The organism is Streptomyces sp. NPDC047042, from assembly GCF_040644035.1.
In the GTDB taxonomy this organism is placed as follows: domain Bacteria; phylum Actinomycetota; class Actinomycetes; order Streptomycetales; family Streptomycetaceae; genus Streptomyces.
In genome coordinates, this window is record NZ_JBEYVP010000026.1 from 28650 (window position 1) to 53021 (window position 24372).

A 24372-nucleotide genomic window follows, 5' to 3' on the forward strand; every position below is an offset into this window, starting at 1 on the left:
AACGACTCGGTCCGAACGGCTCGGCACGGACGATCTGAGGAGACCCCCCACTGTGAACGTACTGATCGTTTTCGCCCACCCCGAACTCTGCTCATTCAACGGCGCGTTGAAGGTCAGAGCCGTGGAGGTCCTGAAGCGGGCCGGGCACGAGGTCGTGGTCAGCGACCTGTACCGGCTCGGCTGGAAGGCCACCGTCGACGCCGAGGACTTCCCCGGAGTCTGGACCGACCCGGACTTCCTGGACGTGGCCGTCGAACAGGAACGCGTGACGGCGGCGCGGGAGACCCCGCCCGACATCCTCGCGGAACAGGAGAAGGTCGCCCGGTGCGATCTGCTGATCCTCCACTTCCCGCTCTGGTGGTCCGGGATGCCGGCCATCCTCAAGGGCTGGATCGACCGCACGATGGCCCGCGGCTTCGCCTACGGAGAGGGACGCGCCTACGGCACCGGCCCGCTGAAGGGCAGACGCGCGCTGGTCTGCACGACCACGGGCACCCCGACGGGCCTGTACGACCCCGACAGCACGGACGACGACCTGGACCGCGTCCTGTGGCCCGTCCACCACGGCGTCCTGCGCTGCCTGGGCTTCGACGTCCTCCCGCCGTTCGTCGCCCGGGCCCCCGGGGAGGCGTCGGCGAAACAGCGGGAGGAGTACCTCACGGAGTACGCCGAACGGCTGCTGGCGGTAACCCGGTAGAGGCTGACCCAGGAGAGAGCCCGGGCCGCTCCTCCGGCGCGGGCTACTCCTTCACCAGGGCGGCCACATGGTCGGTGACCGTGTCGATGATGTCCCCGCTGGCCTTCTCGTCGCCGAGGGCAAGGAAGTTGAGCGTCAGCCCGTCCGTCATCGCGGCCAGATAACCGGCCAACACCGGTACGGGCACGCTCAGTTCGAAGCCCATGCTCTCGCGCAGCTGCTCCAGCAGTTCGGCGTACGTGTCGGTGTACAGCGTGTACTGCCGACGCGCCAGATGCGCGAACTCCGGCTCGCGCAGGGCGTACTGGGTGAGTTCGTAGGTCAGCATGTGCTCGCCGGGATGGGCCACCACATGGTCCCAGTACGCCCTGAAGCCCGCCCGGATCGTCTCCTGGAGGGTGGCCTGCGGCTGGATCGCCGCACGCACCACCCCCACCGTGTGATCCATGATCGTCGTGATGACCGACTCGATCAGGGCCTGCTTGGAGTCGAAGCAGTAGTGGAAGACGCTCAGTGACACGCCCGCCTCGGCCGCGATGGACCGGGTCGTCGTCCTGGGGACGCCGTCCCGGGTCATCGCGCGGATGGCCGCCTCGGTCAGCTGCCGGCGTCGCTCGGCCGACGGCTTGCGTGCCATGAACTCCCCCTAGATACGGAACTCAGGTGCCGTAGACACCCACTTCGTAGAGTGAGTATCCCCAGTCCGTGCCCCGATCCAGTCCGTGGACGCGCACATAGCGGGCCGGTGTTCCCGCGAACTGCGCCGTGTCCAGGCCGCCGTCGCCGACGGTCGTGGACCACGCGGTGTGCCAGGTCGTGCCGTCGGTCGAGAGCTCGATGCGGTACGACTTGCCGAACGCCCTCTCCCAGTCGAGGGTGACCCGCTTGACCAGGTTCGTCGAACCGAGGTCGAGCTGCAGCCACTGGTCGTCGCTCCAGTCGCTGGCCCAGCGGCTGCCCGCGTCGCCGTCCACGGCGCGGCCGGGCTGGTAGCTGGTGACGGGGTTCGACTCCGACGAACTGGCCGTCGCGGACACGCCCTTGGCGAGGTTCACCCCGGCCTTGTGGGCCTCCGAGGCCCCCCAGGTGTCGAGGTAGGACTCCGCGCCCCGGAACAGGTCACCCACCGCGTCGGCGCCGCCGACCTGCCGGATGTCCTGGATCCAGTCCGGGATCAGGCCGACGTGCGCGGCACCGTCCGTGTTGATGTCCCAGGTGCGCGAACCCGTGGTCTGCCGGTTGATCACCGAACCGCCGTCGACACTGGTGAAGGGGTACGTCACCGCCGTACCGGTGTTGGTGCCGCGCGGGGCGGGGTGGTCACCGATGCCGTTGAAGTCGGTGCCGTAGCCGTACCCCTTGTTGTACTTGGTGCGCAGGGCGTCGGTGCGCGCGGCCTCCGCGACGAACTCCTTGGAGGAGTGCATGTACTGGGCGATGAACCCGCCGAGACCGTAGACCCGGTCGGTCCAGTTGAGGTCCATCCAACTGTGCGAGGAGAGAACGCCCGGGTAGGCCTCCGCCGCGAAGATGTCCATAGCCTGGCCGGCGGCCTTGACGCCCATGTGGTCGATCTCGAGCATCATCTTGCGCTTCATCATGCCGCGCACCGCGTACTCGCCGAGATCGGTGAGCCCGCGCTTGTTGCACTGGGCGTCCGAGGGGTACGTCGGCAGCTCGGTGCCCTCCGGCAGCTCCTCGGTCGCGTTGGTCGCCGTCGCACCGCCGATGGGGTTGTCGTGCATCGCGCCCGCGCACTTCTCCGTCTGCCAGAAGGTGCCGGTCGACAGGAACTGGCCGACGTTGATCGCCGTACCGAGACCGCCCTCGTCGAAGCGCACCCCGCACAGCGCGTTGTCGAACTTGTGGCACAGGAACATGCTGCGCACACCCAGGTCGTACAGCTCGTCGAGGCCCTTGTCGATGTCGGCCTTGCCGCACTGCGCGATGTCCAGGATCTGCTTGCAGCCGAAGGGCTCGGACGTCTCGACGCCCAGCACGACCGCCAGCTTGCCCTGCTTGATCACCTCGCGGGCCTGCGCGCTGTCGGTGACGATCCGGAACCAGCCCTTGCCGGTGCCGCCGTACTGCGCGTCGATGAAGTCCTGGAGCTGGTACGTCAGTTTCGCCTGGAGGCGGATCGAGGTCATCTCGTCGCAGCTGCGGTCCTTGAAGAAGTAGACCGAGCAGATCACGCCGTTGGTGACCAGGTCGTTGACCAGCACCCGCTGACCGCCGCGCCAGGCCCGCTCGATCCAGGCGTAGTAGTTCGCCTGGTGGGTCAGCGAGTCGTACGCGGGCCAGTCCTTGAACGTCGGGTAGCCGACCGGGTCGTGCTTGCCGTCACCGCCGTGGGTGATGTAGTCGAACACCGCGAAGGTGCCGTCGGGGTAGTGCTCGGGACAGTCCTTGAGGGCGTCGGCGATCCCGCTGGTGGAGAACACCTTTCCGCAGATGAGCCGTCCGCCGAACGCCTCGTTGGAGAACAGGTGGTTGTGCGCGTCGACGAACCCCTGTACCTCGCCCTGGGAGTTGGTGCCTTTGAAGGGCTCACCCGTGACATTGATCTGGGAGTCGGGCGCAGGCCGGGCGGTAGGCGTCCACCAGTCGGTGCCGGCCGCCGAGCTGGGCCCGGTACCGAGCGTCAGCGCCAGCACGGCGAGCAGCAGGGACACCACGGCCAGAGGGCTGCGTCCGCGAGGCGGGCGAGGCGGAAAAGGGGGCTCGGTCATCATTCACGTCCTCGCACAAAAGGTTGTCATGACACGTGCAACTACGTGACGAGGATCGCTACAGCAGGGTGACGGAGTCAATAGTCCGGGACGCTTGACCTGATAGGCGCTCCTTCAGCCCGGCCGCCGCACCTTACGGCCCGGGCCCGCCCTCTCAGCCCGTCCGGCGTTTGAGGACGAGGCCGTTCAGGCCGAAGCGGGGGTCTGGGGGCGGCAGCCCCCAGTGATGGGACGGGTAGGGGCGGCGGGGCCGAAAAAAATCCGGGAACACCTGTCACAACCCCGAGCCGCCCGGTGTCTTAAGGCCGAACCCCCTTCGAGGGGACCCCGTCGCACAGCCCAAACGGAGGAGACACCATGAGCGGGAACACCGATGTGATCGTGATAGGCGGCGGCTACGCCGGAGTCATGGCCGCCAACCGCCTGACACAGCGCACCGACATCACCGTCACCCTGATCAACCCCCGCCCCACCTTCGTCGACCGCATCCGCCTGCACCAACTCGTGGCCGGCACCCACGACGCGCTCGCCGACTACGGCAAGCTCCTCGCCGAGAACGTCCGGCTGATGGTGGACACCGTGACGGAGATCGACGCGGCCGGACGCGCCGTGACGCTCGCCGGCGGAGGCACGGTCGCCTACGACTACCTGGTCTACGCGGTGGGCAGCGGCAGCGCCGACCCGCGCGTGCCGGGCGCCGCCGAGTTCGCCTACCCGATCGCCGGCCTGGAGGAGGCACAGCGACTGCGGCCGGCCCTCGACGCCGCCCCCGCCGGGGCTCCGGTGACGGTGGTCGGGGCGGGGGCGACCGGTATCGAGACCGCGGCCGAGCTCGCCGAACAGGGCCGCACCGTGACCCTGGTGTGCGGGGGACTGCTCGGCCCGTCGCTGCATCCGCGAGCACGCCGCTCGGTGGCCAAGCAGCTCACCGCGCTCGGGGTGAGTGTCCTCGACGGCCCGGACACGAAGGTGACGGCGGTGACCGGAGACGCTGTGCGGCTCGCCGACGGGCGCGAGCTGCCGAGCGCGGTGACGGTCTGGACCGTCGGGTTCGGCGTGCCGGACCTGGCCGCGCGCAGTGCGCTGCGCACCGACGCCCTGGGCCGGCTGCTCACCGACGAGACCCTGACGAGCGTCGACGACGAGCGCATCGTCGCGGCCGGGGACTCGGCCGCACCTTCGGACCTGCCGTACCGGATGAGCTGCCAGGCGGCGGTCCAACTGGGCCCGCAGGCCGCGCAGACGGTACTGAGCCGGATCGCGGGTGAGCAGCCCGCGTCCGTCGACGTGGGGTTCGTCGCCCAGTGCATCAGCCTGGGGCGGCACGGGGGTGTCTTCCAGCTCGCCGAGAAGGACGACAGCGTCAGGAAGTACTACCTCGGTGGCTGGTCGGGCGCGAAGATCAAGGAGCTCATCTGCAAGGGCATCCCCTGGCAGCTGTCGTACGAGGCGCGCAAGCCCGGTGCGCGTACGTGGTGGTCCAAGGACGCCACGCGTGGGCAGCGCGTCAAGGCCGTGCTCGCCCAGGAGCCTGCCGCCACCGAGCGAGCGGCCTGAGACGCTGCCCGGTGTGTCACGGCGGGACGCCGGGCAGTGTCCCGCCGCTATTGATCGAACGCTGTCAAGGAAAAGAAGAGGGACCCTGGTGGAAGCACGCCCAAGAACCAGAACCGTCGGCAGACGGGGCCGCGGCCCACGCCGGACAGGGGCGGAAACATGAGCGAGCCTGCGGCTCCCGAGCCGCCGGCCTCCGAGCCTGGGGCTCCCGAGTCTGCGGCTCCCGAGCCTGGGGCCTCCGCGCCTGTGGCTCCCGCGCCTGGGGTTCCCGCGCCGGCGGACCCCGCGCCTGGGGCCTCCGCGCCTGGGGCTCCCGAGTCGGCGGCCCCCGAGCCCGCGACTGCTGAGCCTGCGGTCCCCGAGTCCGCAGCCGCTGTGCCTGCGGTCCCCGAGTCCGCAGCCGCCGAGCCCGCGGCCCCGGCACCAAGGTCCCTCGAACTCATGCCCTCCGAACCCGCAACTCCTGAAATCATGCCTCCCGAACCCCCCACCACTGCACCCGCCCCCGAACCTGGGGCCACTGCACCCGCGACCCCCGAGCCTGGGGCCACTGCACCCGCGACCCCCGAGCCTGGGGCCACTGCACCAGCCACCCCTGAACCCGGTTCCCCCACCCCCACCCCCTCCACCGACCCGGCGACCGACACCTTCATCGCGCACCGCAACCTGCTCTTCACGGTCGCCTACGAGATGCTCGGGTCGGCGGCCGATGCCGAGGACGTTCTTCAGGAGACCTGGCTGCGCTGGGTCAAGGTCGACCTCGGGCAGGTGAACGACCAGCGTGCCTATCTGGTCCGCATCACGACCCGGCAGGCCCTCAACCGGCTGCGCACGATGAGCCGCCGCAAGGAGGCCTACGTCGGCGAGTGGCTGCCGGAGCCGCTGCTCACCGCGCCCGACGTGGCCGAGGACGTCGAACTCGCCGAGAGCATCTCGATGGCCCTGATGCTCGTCCTCGAAACCCTGTCGCCGACCGAACGCGCCGTGTTCGTCCTCCGCGAGGTCTTCGACACCGGCTACGACGAGATCGCCGCCGCCGTGGACAAGAGCCCCGCGGCCGTCCGCCAGATCGCCCACCGTGCCCGCCGGCACGTCGACGCCCGGCGCCCCCGCCACTCGGTGTCCCCGGACGAGAGCCGGGCCGTCCTGGAATCGTTCCAGCGCGTACTGGAGACCGGGGACCCGCAGACCCTCCTCGCCGTACTGGCCCCCGACGTCGTCATGGTGAACGACGGTGGCGGCATCAAGCAGGCCGCGCTGCGGCCGATCAGCGGCGCCGAGAAGGTGGCCCGCTTCCTGGTCGGTGCCCTCGGCAAGAACACGAGCCCGGTCACCGTCGCCCCCACCGAGGTCAACGGCGGCTTCGCACTCCGCGTAAGCCTGGGCGGTGTGCTCGACGGGATCCTGGCGATGCGCGTCGAGGACGCGCGCGTCACCGGCCTCTACTACGTGCGCAACCCCGAGAAACTGACCCGCGCCGAGACGGAGACCCCGCTCACCCTGCGCTGACGTCGGCCGTGGCCTGCCGGATGTGCCGGGAGACGAAGGCGTAGATCTCCCGGCCCCGCTCGTCGTCGTTCAGGTCGTAGCCGTGGTCGACCCCCGCCACGTCATGGTGCTCCACCAGCGAGCCCACCTGGCGGAGCCGCTCGGCGTACCGCAGGCCCTCCGCCCGGAGCCGGTCGTGGGCGGCCGTGATGATCAGGGCCGGGGTGATGCCCTTGAGGTCCGCGGTCTCCTTCGGGTGGGCGGGGGAGACCAGGCGGTCGGTGCGCCGGCTCGGGTCGGGCACGTACGCGCTGTCGAACACCTCACCCATCCATGGGCGCAGCATCGGCTTGGCTATGGCCGCCCGCTTGTCCTTCGCGGCGGTCGCCAGGTCGAGCGGCGGGTAGTGCAGGACCTGGAGGGCGATGGCGGGGCCCTGCTCCTCCAGGGCCTGGCGGGCCACGGCCGCCGCGAGACCACCGCCGGCGCTCTGCCCGCCCACGGTGAGCCGGGTGCCGTCCCAGCCGTGCGCGGCCCCGTTCTCGGCGATCCACCGGACCACCTCGTACGACTGCCGGGGCGGGGCCGGGAACGGGTACTGCGGGGCGACGACGTAGTCGACGTTGACGACCACCACGCCCGCCAGCGCCGCGACGGCACGGCAGAAGGCGTCGTCCGACTCCGTCAGCGCCATGATGAACCCGCCGCCGTGGAAGTTGACGTGGACCGGTGGGGCCGCGTCGTCGGTGTCCTCGGCCGGGGGACGGTAGACCACGACCCGGGCCGGGGCGACCGACGTCGGGACCGTCAACTCGCTCGTCGCACGCGGGAACTCGGGCAGGCGGGCATGGGCCGCGGCGGCGGAACCCGGCCCGCCGGACCGACGGTCCGCCAGTGTGAGGACACGCTGCATCGTCTTGGCGATGAGGGAGGCCACCGCAGGCCTGGCCAGGAGGGACATGCGGTTCCGTTCGGTCGGGCTATGCCAGGAATCCTGTCGATCGACAGGGTGTCATTCAACACGACCGCCCGGTGCGAGGGAAGCGTCTACGGTTTGTAGGCGACTCCGCCGTACACATCCGTGGGCTCCGGCGAGGTGCCGGGCTCCGGACGCCACAGGGGGCAGGAGACGATGCCCGGCTCCAGCAGCTCCAGACCCTCGTAGAGCGCGGACAGCTTGTCGGGGCTGCGCAGCACGTACGGAACCGCGCCCGTGTCGTCGTACCCCTGTTGCGCCCGCTTGAGCTCCTCGTCGGTGTCCGTGCTGTCGTAGTGCACGAAGTAGCTGCCCGGGGGAAGGGCGGCCTGGAGGCGGCGCGTGATCGACTTGGCCTCCTCCCAGTCCTGGATGTGGCCGAGGATGCCCATCAGCATCAGCGCAACCGGCTGGTCGAAGTCCAGAAACGTACGGGCCGTCTCGATGATCTTCTCGGGCTCGCGCAGATCCGCGTCCACGTAGTCCGTGGTGCCCTCGGGGGTGCTGGTGAGCAGGGCCTGGGCGTGCCGCAGGACGAGCGGGTCGTTGTCGACGTAGACGATGCGCGACTCGGGGGCCACCTTCTGGGCGACCTGGTGCGTGTTGTCGTACGTCGGCAGGCCGGTGCCGATGTCGAGGAACTGGCGGATGCCGCGCTCGCGGGCCACGAAGGTGACCGTGCGGATCAGATAGACGCGCGAGGCGCGGGCCATCGCCTCGATGTTGGGGGCGATCTGGCGGTACTCGTCGCCCGCCTCGCGGTCGACCTCGTAGTTGTCCTTGCCTCCCATCCAGTAGTTCCAGATACGGGCGGAGTGCGGCACCGTGGTGTCGATCTTGGACAGGGCTTCCTGGTCGGGGGTGGACCGGCTGTCTGTCATCGGAGTTCTCCTGACTTGCCTCGCGCGGACATCGCTAACCTACCGTCAACTGTCTGGGCTGTTGCCGGAGTTGGGGCTGCCAGTGCGCGGGTGCACGGATGCGGCGCGCCCGTTCGGTGACCACGTCCACAAGGGCGGGGGTGACACGCACGTTCACCACGGGAACGTGCTGGGCGAGCGTCTCGAACACCCGGGCGTAGGCGAGTGCGGCGGCCGCGGTCTCCGCCCCCTCGTCGCCGGACTCGCCGCAGCCTTCACCGCCGGTGAGATGGATCATGGCGCCCTCGCGTTCCGCGATCGCCTCGGCGAGGTCGAGTGCCTCGATCCAGGTCACCCGGGACCGTCCGCGACGCAGCGGCCCGTACACGAGTTCCCCGATGACACCGCCGTCGACGACGAACCGGCCGGGCGCGGCCAGCAGTTCGCGGTACGGACGGGCGGGGTCGAGGTGGTGCAGACCCGTCGGCGGTCGCCGTAACGGGAAGCCGAACTGCGCCAGTTGGGTGAAAAGTCGGCCGCGGTGGACGCCCTCGTGGCCCTCGACGAACAGGGTCCGGTACGGCGCGACGGTCTCCGCGAGAGGCCGGGGCGGATGGTTCATCGCGCGGGTGTCCCCGCTCCGGGGGAGCGGCCCGGCAGGGGAGTGCCGGCACGTCCGGGCGGCATGGCTGGACCCGGGGCGCGAGGCGGCGTGTGCATGCCGCTCCCTTCGGAGTGGTGCGCGCACGGTCGTGCGCGCGGTCGTGCGTCAACTCCCTCAGTGTGTACGGGACCTCCGCGCGGCGGCAGTGCGCGTGCGGGTTGTCCGGTTGTGCGGGTGTGGTGACGCGCCGTACGCGGACCGTTCGCGCCCAGGGCGCACGGCGGGCACGGGTGTCAGGCGATCAGGAAGTCGGCCTGGCCGGACTTGGCGCCTTCCAGGAACGTGACCATCTCGTCCCGGGAGTAGACCAGCGCGGGCCCTTCGGGGTCCTTGGACTGCCGGAACGCGACACTGCCGTCGGGCAGCCGCTTGGCCTCGACGCAGCTTCCGCCGTTGGTGCCGCTCCAGGGCTTGTGCCAGCCCTCGCGGCCGAGTTCGGACGCGGGCATGCCGCTGTAAACGGGGTTGTTGTCTGTTGCCATGGTTCACAACTCCTTACGCAGTGCTGCCAGGATCTCCCTGGTCCGAGCGACCGGCTCCGCCTGAACGGACATCCGGTCCAGTACCTCCAGGTACGTCACGACGTCGGCGGGCTGGTCGAAGTACTGCGCGCCGGCGAGGCTCTCCGTGTAGACGACGTCGGGCAGTTCGGAGAAGCCGAAGCGGAAGTAGTGGAAGGGACCGAAGGCTCCCGGGTGCGGACCGGCGGTGAACCGCATGATCTGGATCCGGACCTTCGGGTACTCCAACACCTCACTGAGGTGGTCGATCTGAGCCCGCATCACCTCGGCCCCGCCCACGGGCCTGCGCAGCACGGTCTCGTCGAGGACGGCCCAGACGGCGGGCGCCTCGGGCTTGTCGAGCAGATCCTGGCGCTTCAGCCGCAGGGCGACCCGGCGCCGGATGTCCTCGTCACTCGCGTTGGGGAAGCCGATGCGCAGCAGCGCGGCGGCGTAGTCGTCGGTCTGCAACAGGCCGGGGACGTAGTGGGGTTCGTACAGCCGGATGACGGTGGCTTCGCTCTCCAGGCTGACATAGGCGCTGAACCAGTCCGGCAGCACATCGCGGTACGTGTACCACCAGCCCGGCTGGTTGGCCTCCCTGGCGAGGTGGAGGAAGTCGTCGATCTCCTTGGCCAGGACCCCGTAGGTGCGCAGCAGCTCCTTCACGTAGGGGATGCGGAGGCCGACCTCGGCCTTCTCCATCCGGCGGACCGTCAACGGCGTGACCTCGATCGCCCGTGCGGCGTCCTCGAACGACACACCCGCCTGTTCCCGCAGATGCCTCAGCCGCTTGCCGAGGACCATCCGAAGGACGGTGGGGGCACTTCCGCCTGAGCGGTTCTCGCTCACGTGGGACCTCCGGGGGACCGTCACAGCGGGCAGTGTGCCATGTCTTCGGTTGACACCGACAGGGCTTTGCGCTTCATTCTGAAATTATCAGAACGAAGGTTGCGAGCTGTGCCCGTCGGTCACCATAGTGATCGGGTGACCTACCGCACATCGCGCGGCGGTTCACCGAACCTCGTCCGGCTGCCGGGAAGTTGACGCCCCGGCAGCTCGGGAGGGGTGCGAGGCCCCCACACCGACGTGATGCGAGACCTGGATGGCCGCCGTGACGAACGGACAACCGAGAAGCCCCGGCAAGGGCGCGGCCGGAGCCAACAAGGCGCTGGCGAACGCGCTCAAGGACGCCGGCTGTTCGTACGCCTCACTCGCGCACCGCGTCAACGAACTGGGTCGCCGTCAGGGCGTGGACACCAACTACGACAAGGCGTCCGTCACCCGCTGGCTCCAGGGCCAGCAGCCGCGGGGCGGTACACCGGAGTTGATCGCCGCCGTGCTGTGCGAGCGCCTCGCCCGCACCCTCTCCCCGGCCGACCTCGGGTTCGCGCCCGACGCGCAACGCCCCGTCGTGGGCAGGGCACTCGTGTACGGCGACGACGTGGCCGAAACGCTGCACACCCTGGCGGAACTCGGCTCCACCGACATCTCCCGGCGCACGCTCCTCGGCACGGTGCCCTTCGTCGCGGGCGCCCTGACGAACCCTCAGCGGGAGTGGCTGCTCTGGCTGTTGGAGAACGCGGCCCCCGTCGACACGGCCAAGGAGACGGGCGGAGTCCGTCCCCCACTGGCCGTCGTGCCCCCTCCCGGCGCCGCCGGTCCCGTGGAGCAGGTCCACGCGATGATCGGCATGTTCGACGAGATGGACAACCACTACGGCGGCGGCGGGGTCCGCACCAGCATCGTGCACTACCTGACCACCGAGCTCATCCCGATGCTGCAGCAGCGCGGAGTCGCCCCGGCCCAATTGCGCGAGCTGTTCGCCGCCGCGGCCCGCCTCGCGGCGATGGCCGGCTGGAGCTCGTACGACGCGGGGGAGTACGGGCTCGCGCAGCGCTACATGACCCAGGGGCTGCGGCTCTGCGCCGAAGGGCGTGACCGGGTGCTCGGCGGGCAGATCATGGCCGGCCTGTCCCACCTCGCGACCAGCCTCGGCCGTCCCGACGAGGGCGTGTGCCTGGCCCGGGCCGGCCTCGCCACCGCCAGGAGCGCCGGCAGCCCCCTCGGCCTGATGCGCCTGTACGCCATGTCCGCCCGGGGACACGCGGCGCTCGGCCGCGCCCGCGAGACCACCGACGCCCTGCGCGCGGCCGAGCAGCAGCTGGCCGCGAGCCGGGGAAGCGCCGAGGAGTCGCCCTGGGTGCGCTTCCTGGACCACCACTACCTGGAGGCGGAGTCGGCGCTGTGCTTCCGCGACCTGGGCTGGGCGGCACAGGCCGAGGACACCGCGGCGCAGTCCGTACGCGCCCACGCCGACCGCCGCCGACGCCAGGCGATCAGCCGCTCGGTGCTGGCGACGGCCCATCTGCAGCAGCACCGGCTGGACGAGGCGCTCAGCACGGCGACAGAGGCACTCGACGCGTTGAGCGGCGTCCACAGTGAACGCTCGATCCAGGCCCTGCGGGACTTCCGAGGCCGGCTCGGCCCGCACCGCGCCGAGCCGATCGTGCAGGAGTTCGAACGCAGGTCGCGTCCGGTCCTGGGAGCGGTGGCATAGCCGCCACCGGAACCACTACGCATATGCAACCGGACAACCCCCGCACTCCCTGGTCAGGCAGGCCACCGGTGCTGTTGTCTTCGACAACAGCACCCGGCGCTCCGACGCACCGGAAGGATCCCCGATGACGGCACCGACGGCACCCACGGCACCCACGGCGTCCCCACCACACTTACGCCCCCGGACGTGGACTACATGGTGAGGCTCCCTTGATCTCCCTCAGCAGGCCCAGCCTGTTCCAGGTCGCGGTGCCCGCGCACCCCTCGTGCGCGTCCCGGGTACGGCGCACGGTCGCCGCTCACCTCACCTTCTGGCACCTGTCCCAGCTGCTCGACGACGCCGTCCTCGCGACGGACGAACTGTTCGCGAACGCCGTCTCGCACGCGGGCGCCGGTCCCGATGACTCGGTCGTCATCGTGCTCGAGCACACCGAGCACGAACTGCGCGTCACCGTCTCGGACCCCTCACCCCTGCTGCCCCGGCCGCGCACACCCGGCGAGGCGGCTGAGTCGGGACGCGGACTGGCCATCGTCGCCGCGCTCGCGGACGACTGGGGCACAGCGCCGCCGAACCCGGGAACGCGGGGCAAGAAGGTGTGGTTCTCGCTGGTCGTCGGAGAGAAGACGTGAAGGGCGTCGGGGGCAGGAGAACGGAATCGGTATGAGGAGCGCACCGCCCATGGAGACCGCGCGAGACTCGGCGGCCGGCCCGGGACACACCGCCCTGGCCGCCGAACTGGTGCGCAGGGCCGAGGAGGACCAGCGGCTGACCAGACTGGCCCGACAGGCGCCCACCGCGCTCAACCGGCACTTCGTCACCCGGTGCCGCGGCGCCAACGCCGACGCCCTGCGGGCGGTGGTGGCCCGGCGAGGCTGGCCGGAGGCCGGTCAGGTCGGCGAGCGCGCCTCCACGGCCGCCCTGATGATCCTGCTGCACACCGCCGACCTCGGCTTCCAGCTCACCTGCCGCGACCTGATCGCGGAGGCCGTGGCGGACGGCGGCTGCCCGGCCGTGCACCACGCCTACATCGCCGACCACTGCGCGGTCGAGCTGGGCCAGCCGCAGTTCTACGGCACCCGCATCGACGCCGGCACCCTCTGCCCGTACCCCATCCGTCAACCCGAGACGGTCGAGGAACGCCGTCAGGACGTCGGCCTGGACCCGCTGGCGGAGCAACTTCCCGCGCTACGGCATGTCGTGAGCGGAATACCCGACAAGGGTTGTCCGGTATCGGCGTCACCCTGGACGTGACGCCGGTCCACCGACCGGGTCGGTCGGGCCACCGCTCACGCACGGAGGAGACACGGACATGCCGAGGACGACGGACAGCCCCCTGGACGGGCAGCGGGACGAGGGGGCTCCCGCCGGGCGACTGACCGGCCGGGTCGCGCTGGTCGCCGGGGCGACGCGCGGCGCCGGACGCGGCATCGCCGTGGAACTCGGTGCCGCCGGGGCCACCGTCTACGTGACCGGCCGCAGCACCCGGCAGCAGCGCTCCGAGTACGACCGGCCGGAGACCATCGAGGACACCGCCGACCTGGTCACCGAGGCCGGCGGCCGGGGCATCGCCGTACCCACCGACCATCTCGACCCGGCGCAGGTCCGGGCGCTGGTGGACCGGGTCGCCGACGAGCAGGGCCGGCTCGATGTGCTGGTCAACGACATCTGGGGCGGGGAGAACCTCTTCGAGTGGGAGAGCCCTGTCTGGGAGCACGACCTCGACAACGGCCTGCGCCTGCTGCGACTCGCCGTGGAGACCCACGCGATCACCAGCCACCACGCCCTGCCCCTGCTGCTGCGCAACCCCGGCGGCCTGGTCGTCGAGATGACCGACGGCACCGCCGACTACAACCGGGCCAACTACCGCGCCACCTTCTTCTACGACCTGGCCAAGTCGTCCGTCCTGCGCATGGGCTTCGCCCTCGGCCGGGAACTCGGCCCGCGCGGCGCCACCGCCGTGGCCCTGACCCCCGGCTGGCTGCGCTCCGAGATGATGCTGGAACACTTCGGCGTCCGCGAGGAGAACTGGCGGGACGCGCTGGAACGCGTCCCGCACTTCGCCATCTCGGAGACCCCGCGCTTCGTCGGCCGCGCCGTCACGGCCCTGGCGGCCGACCCCGACGTGGCCCGTTGGAACGGCGAGTCCCTCTCCAGCGGGCAACTCGCCCAGGTCTACGGCTTCACCGACCTCGACGGCAGCCGCCCGGACGCCTGGCGCTACATGGTCGAGGTCCAGGACGCGGGGAAGCCGGCGGACACGAGCGGATACCGGTAGGAGCCGTCAGCTGCGGCCGGCCGTGCTTCCGGGGTCCCCTGGGCTCCCGGGGACCGCCTGGACCGGCAGGACCGGCCAGCGGGCGGAGTGGCCCGGCGGCAGCGCCAGGTCGCTCCGTACGGCCGAGTAGTAGCCCTCGCGTCCGGCCCGCTGGCGCTCCAGCAGCGCCTGCCAGATCTGTGGATCCTCGATCCGCTCCCGCAAGAACGCCTCCATCTCCAGCAGCGTGACCACCCACTCCCGGGCCTTCGTCACCACCTCTGGGGCGCCCAGCAGAAGCAGGGCTTCCCCGTACGGGTCCCGGGCGACGGTGGCCTCGGCGATGAGCGGGGCCGCCTCCTCGGGTGTCAGGGGATGCGGATGCGGGTCGTTGCCGAGGCTCGCCGCGACCCGGTAGGTCAGGGTGACCGACTGTTTGAGCGCCCGCGCGTACTCCGTGTACACCGCCAGCCGGCGCTCCTCCCAGCGTGCCTCTCGCTCGCGTTGGAAGCGGACCCGGTCCCCCCGTGCGACGGCCCAGTAGGAGCCGAGGGCGCCGATGACGACACCCAGGAGAGCGGGGAGTTGCTGAATGAACGCGGACATGTTCGCCACGCTATCCGTCCAGTTGATCTCCAGCACAGTACGGTCGCTGACCACGGGATTGTCACCGTTCTGTCCCGGCCCGGGCCGACCTACAACCGATCGGGCGCCGCGCGGGTCTAGGACGCAGAGAAGAGAGTTCATGACAACCCGCACGCAGAACATGACGAGAGAGGCACCACCATGGGGGACATACGCAGAAGAGGTGCGGTAGCGCTCGGGATCACGGGGCTGCTGGCCCCGCTCACGCTCGCGCTCGGCACCGCTCCGGCGCAGGCCGCGAGCTGCACGACGCAGACCGGGCCGTACCAGAAGAAGGTGGAGAAGTTCCTCGGCCGGCCCGTCGACGGGCGGCAGTCCGCCGCCGACTGCAAGGCCATACGGGCCTTCCAGACCAAGCACGGCATCACCCCCAACGTGGGTTACGCGGGTTCCGTCACCTGGGGTGTGATGGACCTGATGCTGAAGCAGAAGGCCGTCGGGAACAAGCCCAACAAGGAAGGCAAGTGCCCGACCAACAAGGGCCGGATCGCCTGCGTCAACCTCACGCTCCAGCTGAGCTGGATCCAGGACGGCAGCCGCCTCGTCTACGGCCCGGTGCCGGTCCGCACCGGCCGCGACGGCTATGAGACCCGCACCGGACTGAAGAAGATCTACTGGCGGGACATCGACCACGTCTCGAACATCTACGACGTGCCGATGCCCTACAGCCAGTTCTTCGACGGCGGGCAGGCCTTCCACTCGGTCGGCCTCAGCATGTGGAACCCGCCGGGCTCGCACGGCTGCGTCAACATGACGAAGACGACCGCCAAGAAGTACTGGTCGCTGCTGAAGAACGGCGACGACGTCTTCGTGTACGGCCGCAAGCCGGGCACCTGATGAGGCACCCGGCCACGGGCCGCCCGGTCGTCGCCCCCTTTCCCCCGGGGGGTCACACCTCGGGCGCGTCCCCGAAGTCCGGGATCGCGAGCCTCGCCCCACCCTGCCGCGCCGAGTCGTGCGCCACGATGCCCGGCAGGGTGTAACGGGCGGCCACCCACGCGTTCACCGAGGGCAGGGTGCGGGTGTTGACCGCCGTCACGAAGTCGTCCACCAGGAAGTGGTGGCTGCCCTCATGGCCGTTGTGCAGCTCGTCGAACTCCCTCGGCAGCCGCGAACGGTCGTGCACCGGGGCCGAGCCCGAGGTGAACGCGGCCCGCAGGTCCGGTGCGATGTGCTGGAGTGACGGATCGTCAGCAGCCATGGTGGGCTTGGGCTCCAGCAGCTCGCTGATGTCCGTGACCCCCTTCTTGTCCTGCCAGAGGGCGACCGTGGCGAGCTGCTCCATGCTCGCGTCCGTACCGAAGAACCGGAACCGCGACTCCCGGATCTGTGAGGGGTAGCCGACCCGGCGGAACTCGTTCGTACGGAACGAACCGCCGCCCGCGACCTCGAACAGCGCGCTCGCGTTGGAGTAGTCGTTGCCGAACTGGCTGACCTCCTTGTCGAACACACCGTCGCCGCGCTCGTCCCGCACCCCGATCGCGGACACGCTCACGGCGTGCGTCTGCCAGGCGCCGAGCACCCCGCCCACCGAGTGCGTCGGATACAGCAGCGGGGGATAGCTGGCGGTTGCCTTCCAGTTGTCGCCGCCGCTGTACCGGTAGGCCTCGTAGAACCCGAGGTCCATGTCGTGGACATAGTCCCCCTCGGCGTAGAAGAGCCTGCCGAAGGCGCCCTCCGCGATCTGGTTGCGGGCGTGGACGGTCGCCGGGTTGTACTGACTCGTCTCACCCATCATGTACGTGAGCCCGGTGGCCCGTACGGCGTCGATGATCGCGCCGATCTCCGCCGCGGTCACCGCCATCGGCACCGCCGAGTACACGTGCTTGCCGGCCCCGAGGCCCTGGACGACCAGGGGGCCGTGCGTCCAGCGCTGGGTGAAGATCGCGACCGCGTCGACCGCGGGCGATTCCAGCATCGCCTCGTACGAGGGGAACGTGCCCGACAGGTCTTCCGCCGCGGCCAGTTGCTCCGCCCGCTCCGGCAGGAGGTCGGTCACGTACACCTCGCCGACGCCCGGGTGGGCGAGGAACAGCTTGGCGAACTGACCGGAGAACTGCCCGGCGCCCACGATGCCGAGGGAGAACGTCATGTTGTGCGTGCCCTTCGTGTGTTGTCCTGCCGGTGACTTCGGTGCCGTCACTGGTCGAGAATCAGGTTGATCTGGCTGTTGGTCCGGTCGAGGCTGGTCACGGACCTGCCGTTGCCGAAGATGTCCTGCATGGCGGGGTGCATCAGCGCGTACACGTCCGCCGCGTAGTTGGTGATCGGGTAGGAGAAGGTGGCGAACTCCTTCCCGCCCCTCTTCTCGTCGGCGACCGGCCTGGTGAACGCCGAGACGTCGATGCCCTTTTTCTTGTACGCGGTCACGGCGGCCTTCGTGCCGTCAGGGGTGGCCGGGAAGACGATCCCGTAACTCCCCACCGTCCGCTGGCACTCGGCGGACGCCAGATGGGCGACCCACTTCTTGGCGCCGGCCATGTTGTGGGCGTTCTTGGTGATGGAGTCGGCGAGGCCGTTCATCATCGTCGCCCGCTTGCCCGTGGGCCCCGCCGGAGTGACGGCGGTGGCGATGTCCAGGCCCTTGAAGCCGGCGTACGACGAGATCATCCAGGCGCCGTCGAACGCCGCTGCCGCCTTGCCCGCCGCGACCTGTGTGTTGGCCTGGTTGGACTGGGAGTTGTAGTCGGTGAAGGGGACCATGTAGCCCTTCTTCGCCAGGCCGAAGTACCACTTGATCACCGACTGGAAGACATCGCTGTCGTACCGGTACTCGGTGCCCCAGCGTTTCTCGTTCGTGTAGGTCCAGCCCGCCGACGCGGCGAAGGTGCTCCACTGGGTCTGGCCGTCACCGTCGCCGGCGCCGTTGGTGGCCAGCCCGTACACCTTGACGTTGTCCTTGTCGAAGCCGGGCTCGTCGCCCCGTTTGCCGTTCCTGTCGACGGTGAGGTGCGCGATCGCCTTCTCGAAGGTGCCGCCGTCCTTCGGGTTCCAGGAGAGTTCGTTCAGCTGTGCGGCCGTGAGACCGGCGGCGTCCGTCAGCTTCCGGTTGTAGAAGAGGGCGACGGTGTCCCAGTCCTTCGGGGCGCCGTAGCGGTGTCCGTCCTGGCCCATCCAGTTGGCGGCGAGGCCCGGCTGGTAGGCGGAGTCCTCGATGCCGAGGTCGTCGAGCGGCTCGAGGACCTTCAGGTCGGCGAACTGGCCGAACTTCTGGATGTGGTCGGTGAACACGTCCGGCTGGGTACCCGCGATGAAGCTCGCGGTGAGCTTGGTCCAGTAGTCGTCCCAGCCCAGCTGGGTGATCTTCACCTTCAGCCCGGGGTTCCGCCGCTCGAAGCTCTTCGCACAGGCCTCGTAGGCGGGTTGCTGGTTGGCGTCCCACAGCCAGTAGGTCACCGTGTCCGCCGACGAGCCGGTCGCTCCGCCCTGCGCGCAACCGGTCGCGAGGGACAGTGTCAGGGCTCCGGTCAGTGCCACGACGGTACGAATGCGCATGTCCGTCCTCTCGGTTGTCACTTGATCCCCGTGAAGCCGACGGAACTCACGATGCGGCGCGCGAAGCACCCGAACAGGACGAGCATCGGCAGCGCCGCGATCAGGGTCGCCGCCATCAGCCCCGACCAGTCGACACCGGTCTGCGGGGTCTGCGCCCGGAAGATCGCGAGCGCCACCGTCAGCACCCGGGAACTGTCGCTGTACGACACCATCAGCGGCCAGAAGTAGTCGTTCCAGGCGGTGATGTACGTCAGGATCGCGAGCGTCAGCACCGGTGTGGACGCCATCGGCAGCAGCACCCGGAAGAACACGCGGATCTTGCCGGCGCCGTCGAGGAGCGCGGCCTCCTCGACCTCGCGCGGGATGTTCATGAAGAACTGGCGCAGGAAGAACACGGCGAACGGCGTCATGAACATCGTTGGCAGGGCGATCCCCAACAGGTTGTCCACCAGGCCGAGTTGCTTGATCAGGACGAAGTTCGGCAGCAGCGTGAAGATGGCCGGGACCATCAGGCCCGCGAGGAACAGCCCGAAGACGGTGTCCCGGCCCCGCCAGCGCAGCCGGGCGAAGGCGTACGCGGCCATCGCCGAGAAGAAGATCTGGCAGCCGGTGATCAGGGTCGACACGAGCACCGAGTTCAGCAGGTAGCGCCAGAAGTCCAGGCCGCCGCCCGCGCCGCCCTGGGCGATCGCCTCCTTGGTGGACTGCAGGCCGAGCGCCCGCTCGAAACCGCCGATGGTCGGGTGCACCGGCAGCGGGTTCGCCGGGTCGGCGGCGAGGCCCGCGTTGGTGGACAGGGCGGTGCGCAGGATCCAGTAGAACGGCAGCAGTGTGACCAGCACGATCGCGGCCATCACCGTCCAGGCGGCGATCCGCCCGAGGGAGGGCCCGCGCCGCAGCGGTCGTACGGCCGTTTCGACCGGGGTCGGGGTGGGTGCCGGTGCTGGTGCCGGTGTCGTCAAGGTTGTCATCGTGCGGCTCCTCCCGGTCAGCCGAGGTCGGTGTGGCCGGCCCGGGTGAGCCGGTACTGGAGGAAGGTGATCGCGCTCAGCACGACCAGCAGGGCCACGGACATCGCCGAGGCGTAGCCGAACTGGAAGCGGCCGAAGGCGGAGCCGTAGATGTAGAACTGCAGGACGTTGGTGGCGTTCGCCGGGCCGCCCGCCGTTGTCACCGCGACCGTGTCGAACACCTGGAACGAGCCGATCACCGTCATGATCAGGACCACCGCGAGGACCGGACGCAGCAAGGGCATCGTGATGCGCCAGAACATTCGCCCCTCGCTCGCCCCGTCCACCTTGGCCGCCTCGTACATGTCGCCCGGGATGGCCTGGAGACCCGCGAAGAGCAGCAGTGCGGTGTAGCCGACGTGCCGCCACACGTTGATCAGCGCGATGGTGGGGATCGCCCAGGTCTCGTCCGCGAGGAACGGGATCCGGTCGAGGCCGAGGGCCGCGACGATCTCGTTGCCGATGCCGAGCTGGGTGTCGAGGATCCAGAGCCAGACGATGCCCGCGACGACGTTCGACATCAGATAGGGGGTGAGCACGATCCCGCGCAGCACGGCCGACTGGGTCAGCCGCTGGAGCAGTACGGCGATGGCGAGCGCGGACACCGTCTGCACGCCGATGTTGATGGCGACGTACTCGACCGTGACGGTCAGCGAGTCCCAGAAGATAGGGTCGTTGACCATCCGGACGTAGTTGTCGAGCCCCACCCACTCGGCCGGGGTCAGCAGGTTGAAGCGGGTGAAGCTCAGGTAGACGCCCCGCAGCGTCGGCCAGAGCAGGAACACCAGGAAGCCCAGCATCGCCGGGGCGACGAAGAGCGCTGCGAGCGCGCCGTCGCCTCGGGGTGGACGCACAGGAGGTCTGGTGGAGGCGACGGTCATGGAGAGACTCCCTCGTCTGCTCGTCGGCGGCTCGTCCTCAGGTCACTTACTTTTGCGACGAAAGAATCCATCCGTCAAGGTGCGGGTCGGAATCTTTTTCGGGCGATGGTTCCCGCGTATGGTGAGCCCTGTTAGTTCCGTGCCAAAAGAAAAGGTGGGGGTCTGATCGGTATGACCGCACTGACCGACGGGTGGCCGCCGCTCAGCGCCGGTGAGCGCTCGGTGGCGATCGAGGTGCTCGTCCACGGCCCGCTGTCCCGTACCGAACTCGCCCGGCGGCTGGACCTCTCTGCGGGCAGCCTCACCCGGCTGACCAAACCCCTGCTCGAATCGGGACTCCTCGTCGAGGTGCCCGACACCGGTGCGGCGGCCGAGGTGCGCCAGGGGCGCCCCTCGCAGCCCCTCGACGTCGTCGCCGAGTCCCGCGCCTTCCTCGGCTTCAAGATCACTGACGACATGGTCTACAGCGTCGTCACCACGCTGCGCAGCGAGGTCGTCGCCCGCCTCGACCGCCCTCTCACCACCCATGATCCGGCCCGAGTGGCCGATCTGGTCGGTGAGATGACCGCCGAACTGACCGCCGCCCACCCCGCGGTGGCCGGAATCGGGATCGGCGTCGGCGGGCGCGTGGAGAACCGCGCGGTGGTCGCCGACTCCGTCTTCCTCGACTGGTACGACGTCCCGCTAGCCGCACTCGTCGAGGAGCGCACCGGGCTGCGGGTGGTCGTCGAGAACGACGTCACCGCCCTCGTCGAGGCCGAGAGCTGGTTCGGCGCGGGCCGCGGCCTCGACCGTTTCGCGGTCCTCACGATAGGGGCGGGCCTCGGCTACGGCCTGGTCAACGGTGGCCGACGCGTGCAGTCCTCCGAGGACGGCCTGGGCATAGGGCGCCGCTGGATCGTCAACCCGAACGGCCCGCTCACCCCGGACGGGGAACGCGGCAGCGCCATCTCGCTGCTCACCATCCCCAGCATCCGCTACCAGATCCGCGCCGCCACCGGAAACGATCCGACGTACGACGAGATCCTCGCCTCGGCGCTCGCCGGTGACCCCATGGCCGCACGGGTCGTCGACGAGGCGGCCCGTGCGCTGGGCACGCTAATCGCCCAGATCGCCAACTTCGCGATGCCCGAGAAGATCCTGCTCGCCGGAGAGGGCGTGGGTCTGGTCGAGGCGGCCGGCGGCGCCGTCGAGGAGAGCATCCTGGCGAACCGGCATCCGCTCGCCGACCCGGTCAACCTCGAGACCAAGGTCTCCGACTTCCACGACTGGGCGCGCGGGGCCGCCGTACTCGCCATCCAGGTGCTGGTCCTGGGGGCGACCGACCGGTGAACTCCGAGGCGGGCGACGGGGGTGTGACGCGGTGGACGTGATCAGCAACACGGTCAGTAATGCCGGAACAGTCCGATTTATTCGATTCAGATTTCACGCGGGGCGTCATATGCTTCACAGCATGTCCACCACTCTTCAATCCGCCCCTGATCGCTCGGCAGCCGACGTCAACGAAGAGATCCGGGCCCTGTGGCTCCGGTCGGGCGGGATCCTCAACAGTGAGCAGCGGCTCACCTATCAGCAGCTCGTCGCCGAGTGGGCCGCGGTCTCCCCGCACCCCGGACGCGACGCCTGACGTCTTCGTTCGACATTTCCAGCCGCAAGGCCGGGGCCGCGCAGAGCGCGTCAGCCCCGGCCTCTTGTGTTTCTCAGCCCCAGGTGGCCGAGTACGACCTGCGGTAGTCCCGCCGGTCCTGTTCCACCCGGAACCATCGCGTGGCGACCAGGGCGATCAGACTGCCGCCCACGATCAGCAGCCCCGGGCCCACATTCTTCGGGTCGCCGAGCCTCTCCAGCAGTGCCTCCCCGGCGGAGCCGCCCGTCACCGGCGCCACCGAGCCCGGCTGGGCCTCCCCGGGGGCCACGGCGTTCTGCGAGGCCGTCGCGGCCGGCGCCGGAGCCGCCGCCTGACCCGCCTGGCCGATCAGCCGCACGTTCAGCGCGGTCAGCGCCTTGGTCACCGGCTGGAAGAACGTCGTACCGCCGGTCTTGCAGTCGCCGTTGCCGCCCGAGGTGATCCCGAGCGCGATGCCCTCGGAGAACAACGGGCCGCCGCTGTCGCCCGCCTCGGCGCACACAGTGGTCTCGATCAGGCCCGACACCGTGCCCTCCGGGTAGTTGACCGTGGCGTTGAGCCCGGTCACCTTGCCGTCGCGCAGCCCGGTCGTGCTGCCGCTGCGGAACACCTTCTGGCCGACGGTCGGATCGGCCGCACCCGTGATCCGCACGCCCCGGCCGTTGCCGATGGCGACGACGTCGGCGCCGTCACCGGCCGAACCGCCGTCGTACTGCACCAACGAGTAGTCGTTGATCGGGAAGCTGCCGCTGATCGTCTTGCCGATCTCCCGCGAACCCCCGGTGTCCGCGAACCACACCGAACCGTTGGGGCCGCAGTGACCGGCCGTGAGGATGAAGTCGGCCGAGCCGTTGGTCACGTTGAAGCCCGCCGAGCAGCGCCCGCCGGTCGACAGGATCGGCTGCGCCGCGTTGATCCGGGTGGTGAACTCGCCCTGGCTGCGCTCCATGCGCACGGAAGCGCCGATGCGCTTGGCGACCGCGGCCAGCTTGTCCCAGTCGGCGGCCGACACCGTCTTGTCGGCCTGGACGACCACCTCGTTCTTCGTGTAGTCGACCGCCCATGCCGTGCCCGCCACGCGCGGCGCCGAACGCAGCGCCTGCGTCGCCGACTTGAGGTCGTTCATGCTGTGGTCCACGACCTTCGCGCGGGCGCCCGCCTTCTCGACCTCCGCCGCCGCCTGGGCGTCGGTCACCGCGACCACCGGTTTCCCGTCGGCCGCGATCCAGCTGCCCGCCGTACGGTCGGTGCCGAGTTCGTTGACGAGGTCACTGCCGGTGGTGCCGGCCGCGCGCGCGGAGCTGAAGGGCAGGGCGACTTGGGGTGGCTCGGTCGCCACAGCCTGGGTGACCATCAATCCGCCGAGGATGACTCCGCCGACGGCCGCCAGCCGTGTCGCTCGCCGGACGATCCGTCGTCGTGCGTGCCTCATCAAATGGCTCCCGAACCCTGAACGCGCGGTGTCGACACCGCGGGGACCTCCGGTCGTTGAGTGACCCTCACTTCCATACGTGGCAAGCGGTGTTCGTGTTCACCTCGTCCAAGATCCCGTTCGGGTTGTTCGCCCCGGGGCGGATCACGTCAGGGCTTGCGGGCCACTCCGCAGTACATGGCGACCTCCGGCGGCTCGTCCTCCCCGGCGGGCGACCCCTCCGGGCGCCAGCGCGAGCAGGACACGACGCCCGGCTCCAGCAGGTCCAGGCCGTCGAAGAAACGCGTCACGTCCTCCGTGGTCCGCTGGGTCAGCCGGGGGGTGCCGTGCGCGTTCCAGTAGCGGACCGCCGCGTCCACCTCGCTCAGTCCCGGGCCGGTGATGGTGTGCGAGAGGACCAGGTGGCTGCCCGGCGGAAGGGCGTCCAGCAGCCGTCGTACGACGCCGTGCGGGTCCTCGTCGTCGCCGAGGAAGATGACCACCCCGAGGAGCATCAGGGCGACGGGCCGGGTGAAGTCCAGGGTCCGCGCGGCCTGTTCGAGGATCGCGTCGACGTTGCGCAGGTCCTCGTCGACATGGTCCGTACGCCCCTCGGGCGTACTGGTGAGCAGGGCGCGGGCATGGACCATGACGAGCGGGTCGTTGTCCACGTACACGATCCGGGTGTCGGGGGCGAGCCGCTGGGCCACCTCGTGCGTGTTGTCGGCGGTCGGCAGTCCCGTCCCGATGTCGAGGAACTGCCGTGTCCCGCACACGGTGACCAGATGGCGTACGGCCCGGCCCAGGAAGAGCCGGTCCGCGCGGGCGTACTCGCTGATGCCCGGGTGCAGTTCACGGATCCGGTCGCCGGCCTCGCGGTCGACCTCGTAGTGGTCCCGGCCGCCGAGCCAGTAGTTCCAGATCCGGGCCGTGTGCGGCTGTCGCGAGTTGATCCGCGACTGCAGCGAGGGGGCCGGGGAGTTCTCGGGCACGGGGTCAGCTCCTGAGCACCTGC

At 69.9% G+C, this 24372-nt stretch carries 24 protein-coding genes; 10 read left to right on the forward strand and 14 right to left on the reverse strand.

The genetic code is table 11. The features are described 5' to 3' along the window. Positions 1–52: 52 nt before the first annotated feature. A complete protein-coding gene (locus ABZ855_RS28640; protein WP_360811623.1) occupies positions 53–697 on the forward strand; it encodes an NAD(P)H-dependent oxidoreductase in 645 nt (214 codons plus the stop codon). A 43-nt stretch (positions 698–740) separates the two neighbouring features. On the opposite strand, the gene ABZ855_RS28645 is transcribed toward ABZ855_RS28640, so the two are convergent. Together ABZ855_RS28645 and ABZ855_RS28650 are read right to left on the reverse strand one after the other, a co-directional pair. Continuing rightward, positions 741–1334 (reverse strand): TetR/AcrR family transcriptional regulator, encoded by a 594-nt coding sequence (locus ABZ855_RS28645; RefSeq protein ID WP_360811625.1) that lies wholly within the window; start codon positions 1332–1334, stop codon positions 741–743. A gap of 22 nt (positions 1335–1356) precedes the next feature. Then, on the reverse strand, positions 1357–3432 hold the full coding sequence (locus ABZ855_RS28650; RefSeq protein WP_360811627.1) for a discoidin domain-containing protein: 2076 nt from the start codon (positions 3430–3432) through the stop codon (positions 1357–1359). 354 nt (positions 3433–3786) lie between these two features. Here ABZ855_RS28650 and ABZ855_RS28655 point away from each other — a divergent pair, with 354 nt between their 5' ends. After that, positions 3787–4986, forward strand: coding sequence for an FAD-dependent oxidoreductase (locus ABZ855_RS28655; protein WP_360811629.1), 1200 nt, complete (start codon positions 3787–3789; stop codon positions 4984–4986). Positions 4987–5457: 471 nt separating this feature from the next. Beyond that, a complete protein-coding gene (locus tag ABZ855_RS28660; protein WP_360811631.1) occupies positions 5458–6495 on the forward strand; it encodes an RNA polymerase sigma-70 factor in 1038 nt (345 codons plus the stop codon). Here the strand turns inward: ABZ855_RS28660 and ABZ855_RS28665 are convergent. From ABZ855_RS28665 to ABZ855_RS28685, 5 genes are all read right to left on the reverse strand, one after another. Continuing rightward, positions 6482–7435, reverse strand: a complete 954-nt coding sequence (locus tag ABZ855_RS28665) for an alpha/beta hydrolase fold domain-containing protein (RefSeq protein ID WP_360811633.1) — start codon at positions 7433–7435, stop codon at positions 6482–6484. The genes ABZ855_RS28660 and ABZ855_RS28665 overlap by 14 nt on opposite strands. A gap of 86 nt (positions 7436–7521) precedes the next feature. Next, positions 7522–8331, reverse strand: coding sequence for an SAM-dependent methyltransferase (locus ABZ855_RS28670; RefSeq protein ID WP_360811635.1), 810 nt, complete (start codon positions 8329–8331; stop codon positions 7522–7524). A 34-nt stretch (positions 8332–8365) separates the two neighbouring features. Then, entirely contained in the window at positions 8366–8932 is a 567-nt protein-coding gene (locus ABZ855_RS28675) for a hypothetical protein (RefSeq protein ID WP_360811637.1), read from the reverse strand. Between the two features lie 275 nt (positions 8933–9207). Continuing rightward, complete coding sequence (locus tag ABZ855_RS28680) at positions 9208–9456, reverse strand: DUF397 domain-containing protein (RefSeq protein ID WP_360811639.1); 249 nt, start codon at positions 9454–9456, stop codon at positions 9208–9210. A 3-nt stretch (positions 9457–9459) separates the two neighbouring features. Further along, on the reverse strand, positions 9460–10326 hold the full coding sequence (locus ABZ855_RS28685; RefSeq protein ID WP_360811641.1) for a helix-turn-helix transcriptional regulator: 867 nt from the start codon (positions 10324–10326) through the stop codon (positions 9460–9462). A 253-nt stretch (positions 10327–10579) separates the two neighbouring features. Between ABZ855_RS28685 and ABZ855_RS28690 the strand changes: the two genes are divergently transcribed. From ABZ855_RS28690 to ABZ855_RS28705, 4 genes are all read left to right on the forward strand, one after another. Beyond that, positions 10580–12034, forward strand: coding sequence for a hypothetical protein (locus ABZ855_RS28690; protein WP_360811643.1), 1455 nt, complete (start codon positions 10580–10582; stop codon positions 12032–12034). Between the two features lie 209 nt (positions 12035–12243). Beyond that, positions 12244–12663, forward strand: coding sequence for an ATP-binding protein (locus ABZ855_RS28695; protein ID WP_360811645.1), 420 nt, complete (start codon positions 12244–12246; stop codon positions 12661–12663). Positions 12664–12712: 49 nt separating this feature from the next. Further along, on the forward strand, positions 12713–13285 hold the full coding sequence (locus tag ABZ855_RS28700; protein WP_360811647.1) for a DUF6624 domain-containing protein: 573 nt from the start codon (positions 12713–12715) through the stop codon (positions 13283–13285). A gap of 58 nt (positions 13286–13343) precedes the next feature. Then, on the forward strand, positions 13344–14309 hold the full coding sequence (locus ABZ855_RS28705; protein ID WP_360811649.1) for an SDR family oxidoreductase: 966 nt from the start codon (positions 13344–13346) through the stop codon (positions 14307–14309). 6 nt (positions 14310–14315) lie between these two features. Here ABZ855_RS28705 and ABZ855_RS28710 read toward each other — a convergent pair whose 3' ends face one another. Then, entirely contained in the window at positions 14316–14894 is a 579-nt protein-coding gene (locus tag ABZ855_RS28710; RefSeq protein WP_360811651.1) for a hypothetical protein, read from the reverse strand. A 180-nt stretch (positions 14895–15074) separates the two neighbouring features. Between ABZ855_RS28710 and ABZ855_RS28715 the strand changes: the two genes are divergently transcribed. Beyond that, positions 15075–15770 (forward strand): L,D-transpeptidase, encoded by a 696-nt coding sequence (locus tag ABZ855_RS28715; RefSeq protein ID WP_360811653.1) that lies wholly within the window; start codon positions 15075–15077, stop codon positions 15768–15770. Positions 15771–15822: 52 nt separating this feature from the next. Here the strand turns inward: ABZ855_RS28715 and ABZ855_RS28720 are convergent, their stop codons facing one another. The 4 genes from ABZ855_RS28720 to ABZ855_RS28735 are packed head-to-tail and all read right to left on the reverse strand — an operon-like array spanning position 15823 to position 20319. Beyond that, positions 15823–17025 carry a Gfo/Idh/MocA family oxidoreductase gene (locus ABZ855_RS28720; protein ID WP_360811655.1) on the reverse strand — a complete coding sequence of 401 codons (1203 nt, stop codon included), beginning with the start codon at positions 17023–17025 and terminating at the stop codon, positions 15823–15825. A gap of 47 nt (positions 17026–17072) precedes the next feature. Continuing rightward, complete coding sequence (locus tag ABZ855_RS28725) at positions 17073–18428, reverse strand: sugar ABC transporter substrate-binding protein (RefSeq protein ID WP_360811657.1); 1356 nt, start codon at positions 18426–18428, stop codon at positions 17073–17075. Positions 18429–18445: 17 nt separating this feature from the next. Continuing rightward, positions 18446–19399 (reverse strand): carbohydrate ABC transporter permease, encoded by a 954-nt coding sequence (locus tag ABZ855_RS28730; RefSeq protein ID WP_360811659.1) that lies wholly within the window; start codon positions 19397–19399, stop codon positions 18446–18448. Between the two features lie 17 nt (positions 19400–19416). Then, on the reverse strand, positions 19417–20319 hold the full coding sequence (locus ABZ855_RS28735; protein WP_360811661.1) for a sugar ABC transporter permease: 903 nt from the start codon (positions 20317–20319) through the stop codon (positions 19417–19419). Positions 20320–20490: 171 nt separating this feature from the next. Between ABZ855_RS28735 and ABZ855_RS28740 the strand changes: the two genes are divergently transcribed. Both ABZ855_RS28740 and ABZ855_RS28745 read left to right on the forward strand, forming a co-directional pair. Beyond that, positions 20491–21651, forward strand: a complete 1161-nt coding sequence (locus ABZ855_RS28740) for an ROK family transcriptional regulator (protein ID WP_360811663.1) — start codon at positions 20491–20493, stop codon at positions 21649–21651. A gap of 109 nt (positions 21652–21760) precedes the next feature. Continuing rightward, positions 21761–21946, forward strand: coding sequence for a hypothetical protein (locus tag ABZ855_RS28745; protein ID WP_006380218.1), 186 nt, complete (start codon positions 21761–21763; stop codon positions 21944–21946). 73 nt (positions 21947–22019) lie between these two features. On the opposite strand, the gene ABZ855_RS28750 is transcribed toward ABZ855_RS28745, so the two are convergent. After that, positions 22020–23378, reverse strand: coding sequence for a S1 family peptidase (locus tag ABZ855_RS28750; protein ID WP_360811665.1), 1359 nt, complete (start codon positions 23376–23378; stop codon positions 22020–22022). Between the two features lie 149 nt (positions 23379–23527). Then, on the reverse strand, positions 23528–24349 hold the full coding sequence (locus ABZ855_RS28755; protein ID WP_360811667.1) for an SAM-dependent methyltransferase: 822 nt from the start codon (positions 24347–24349) through the stop codon (positions 23528–23530). Positions 24350–24372 lie beyond the last annotated feature (23 nt).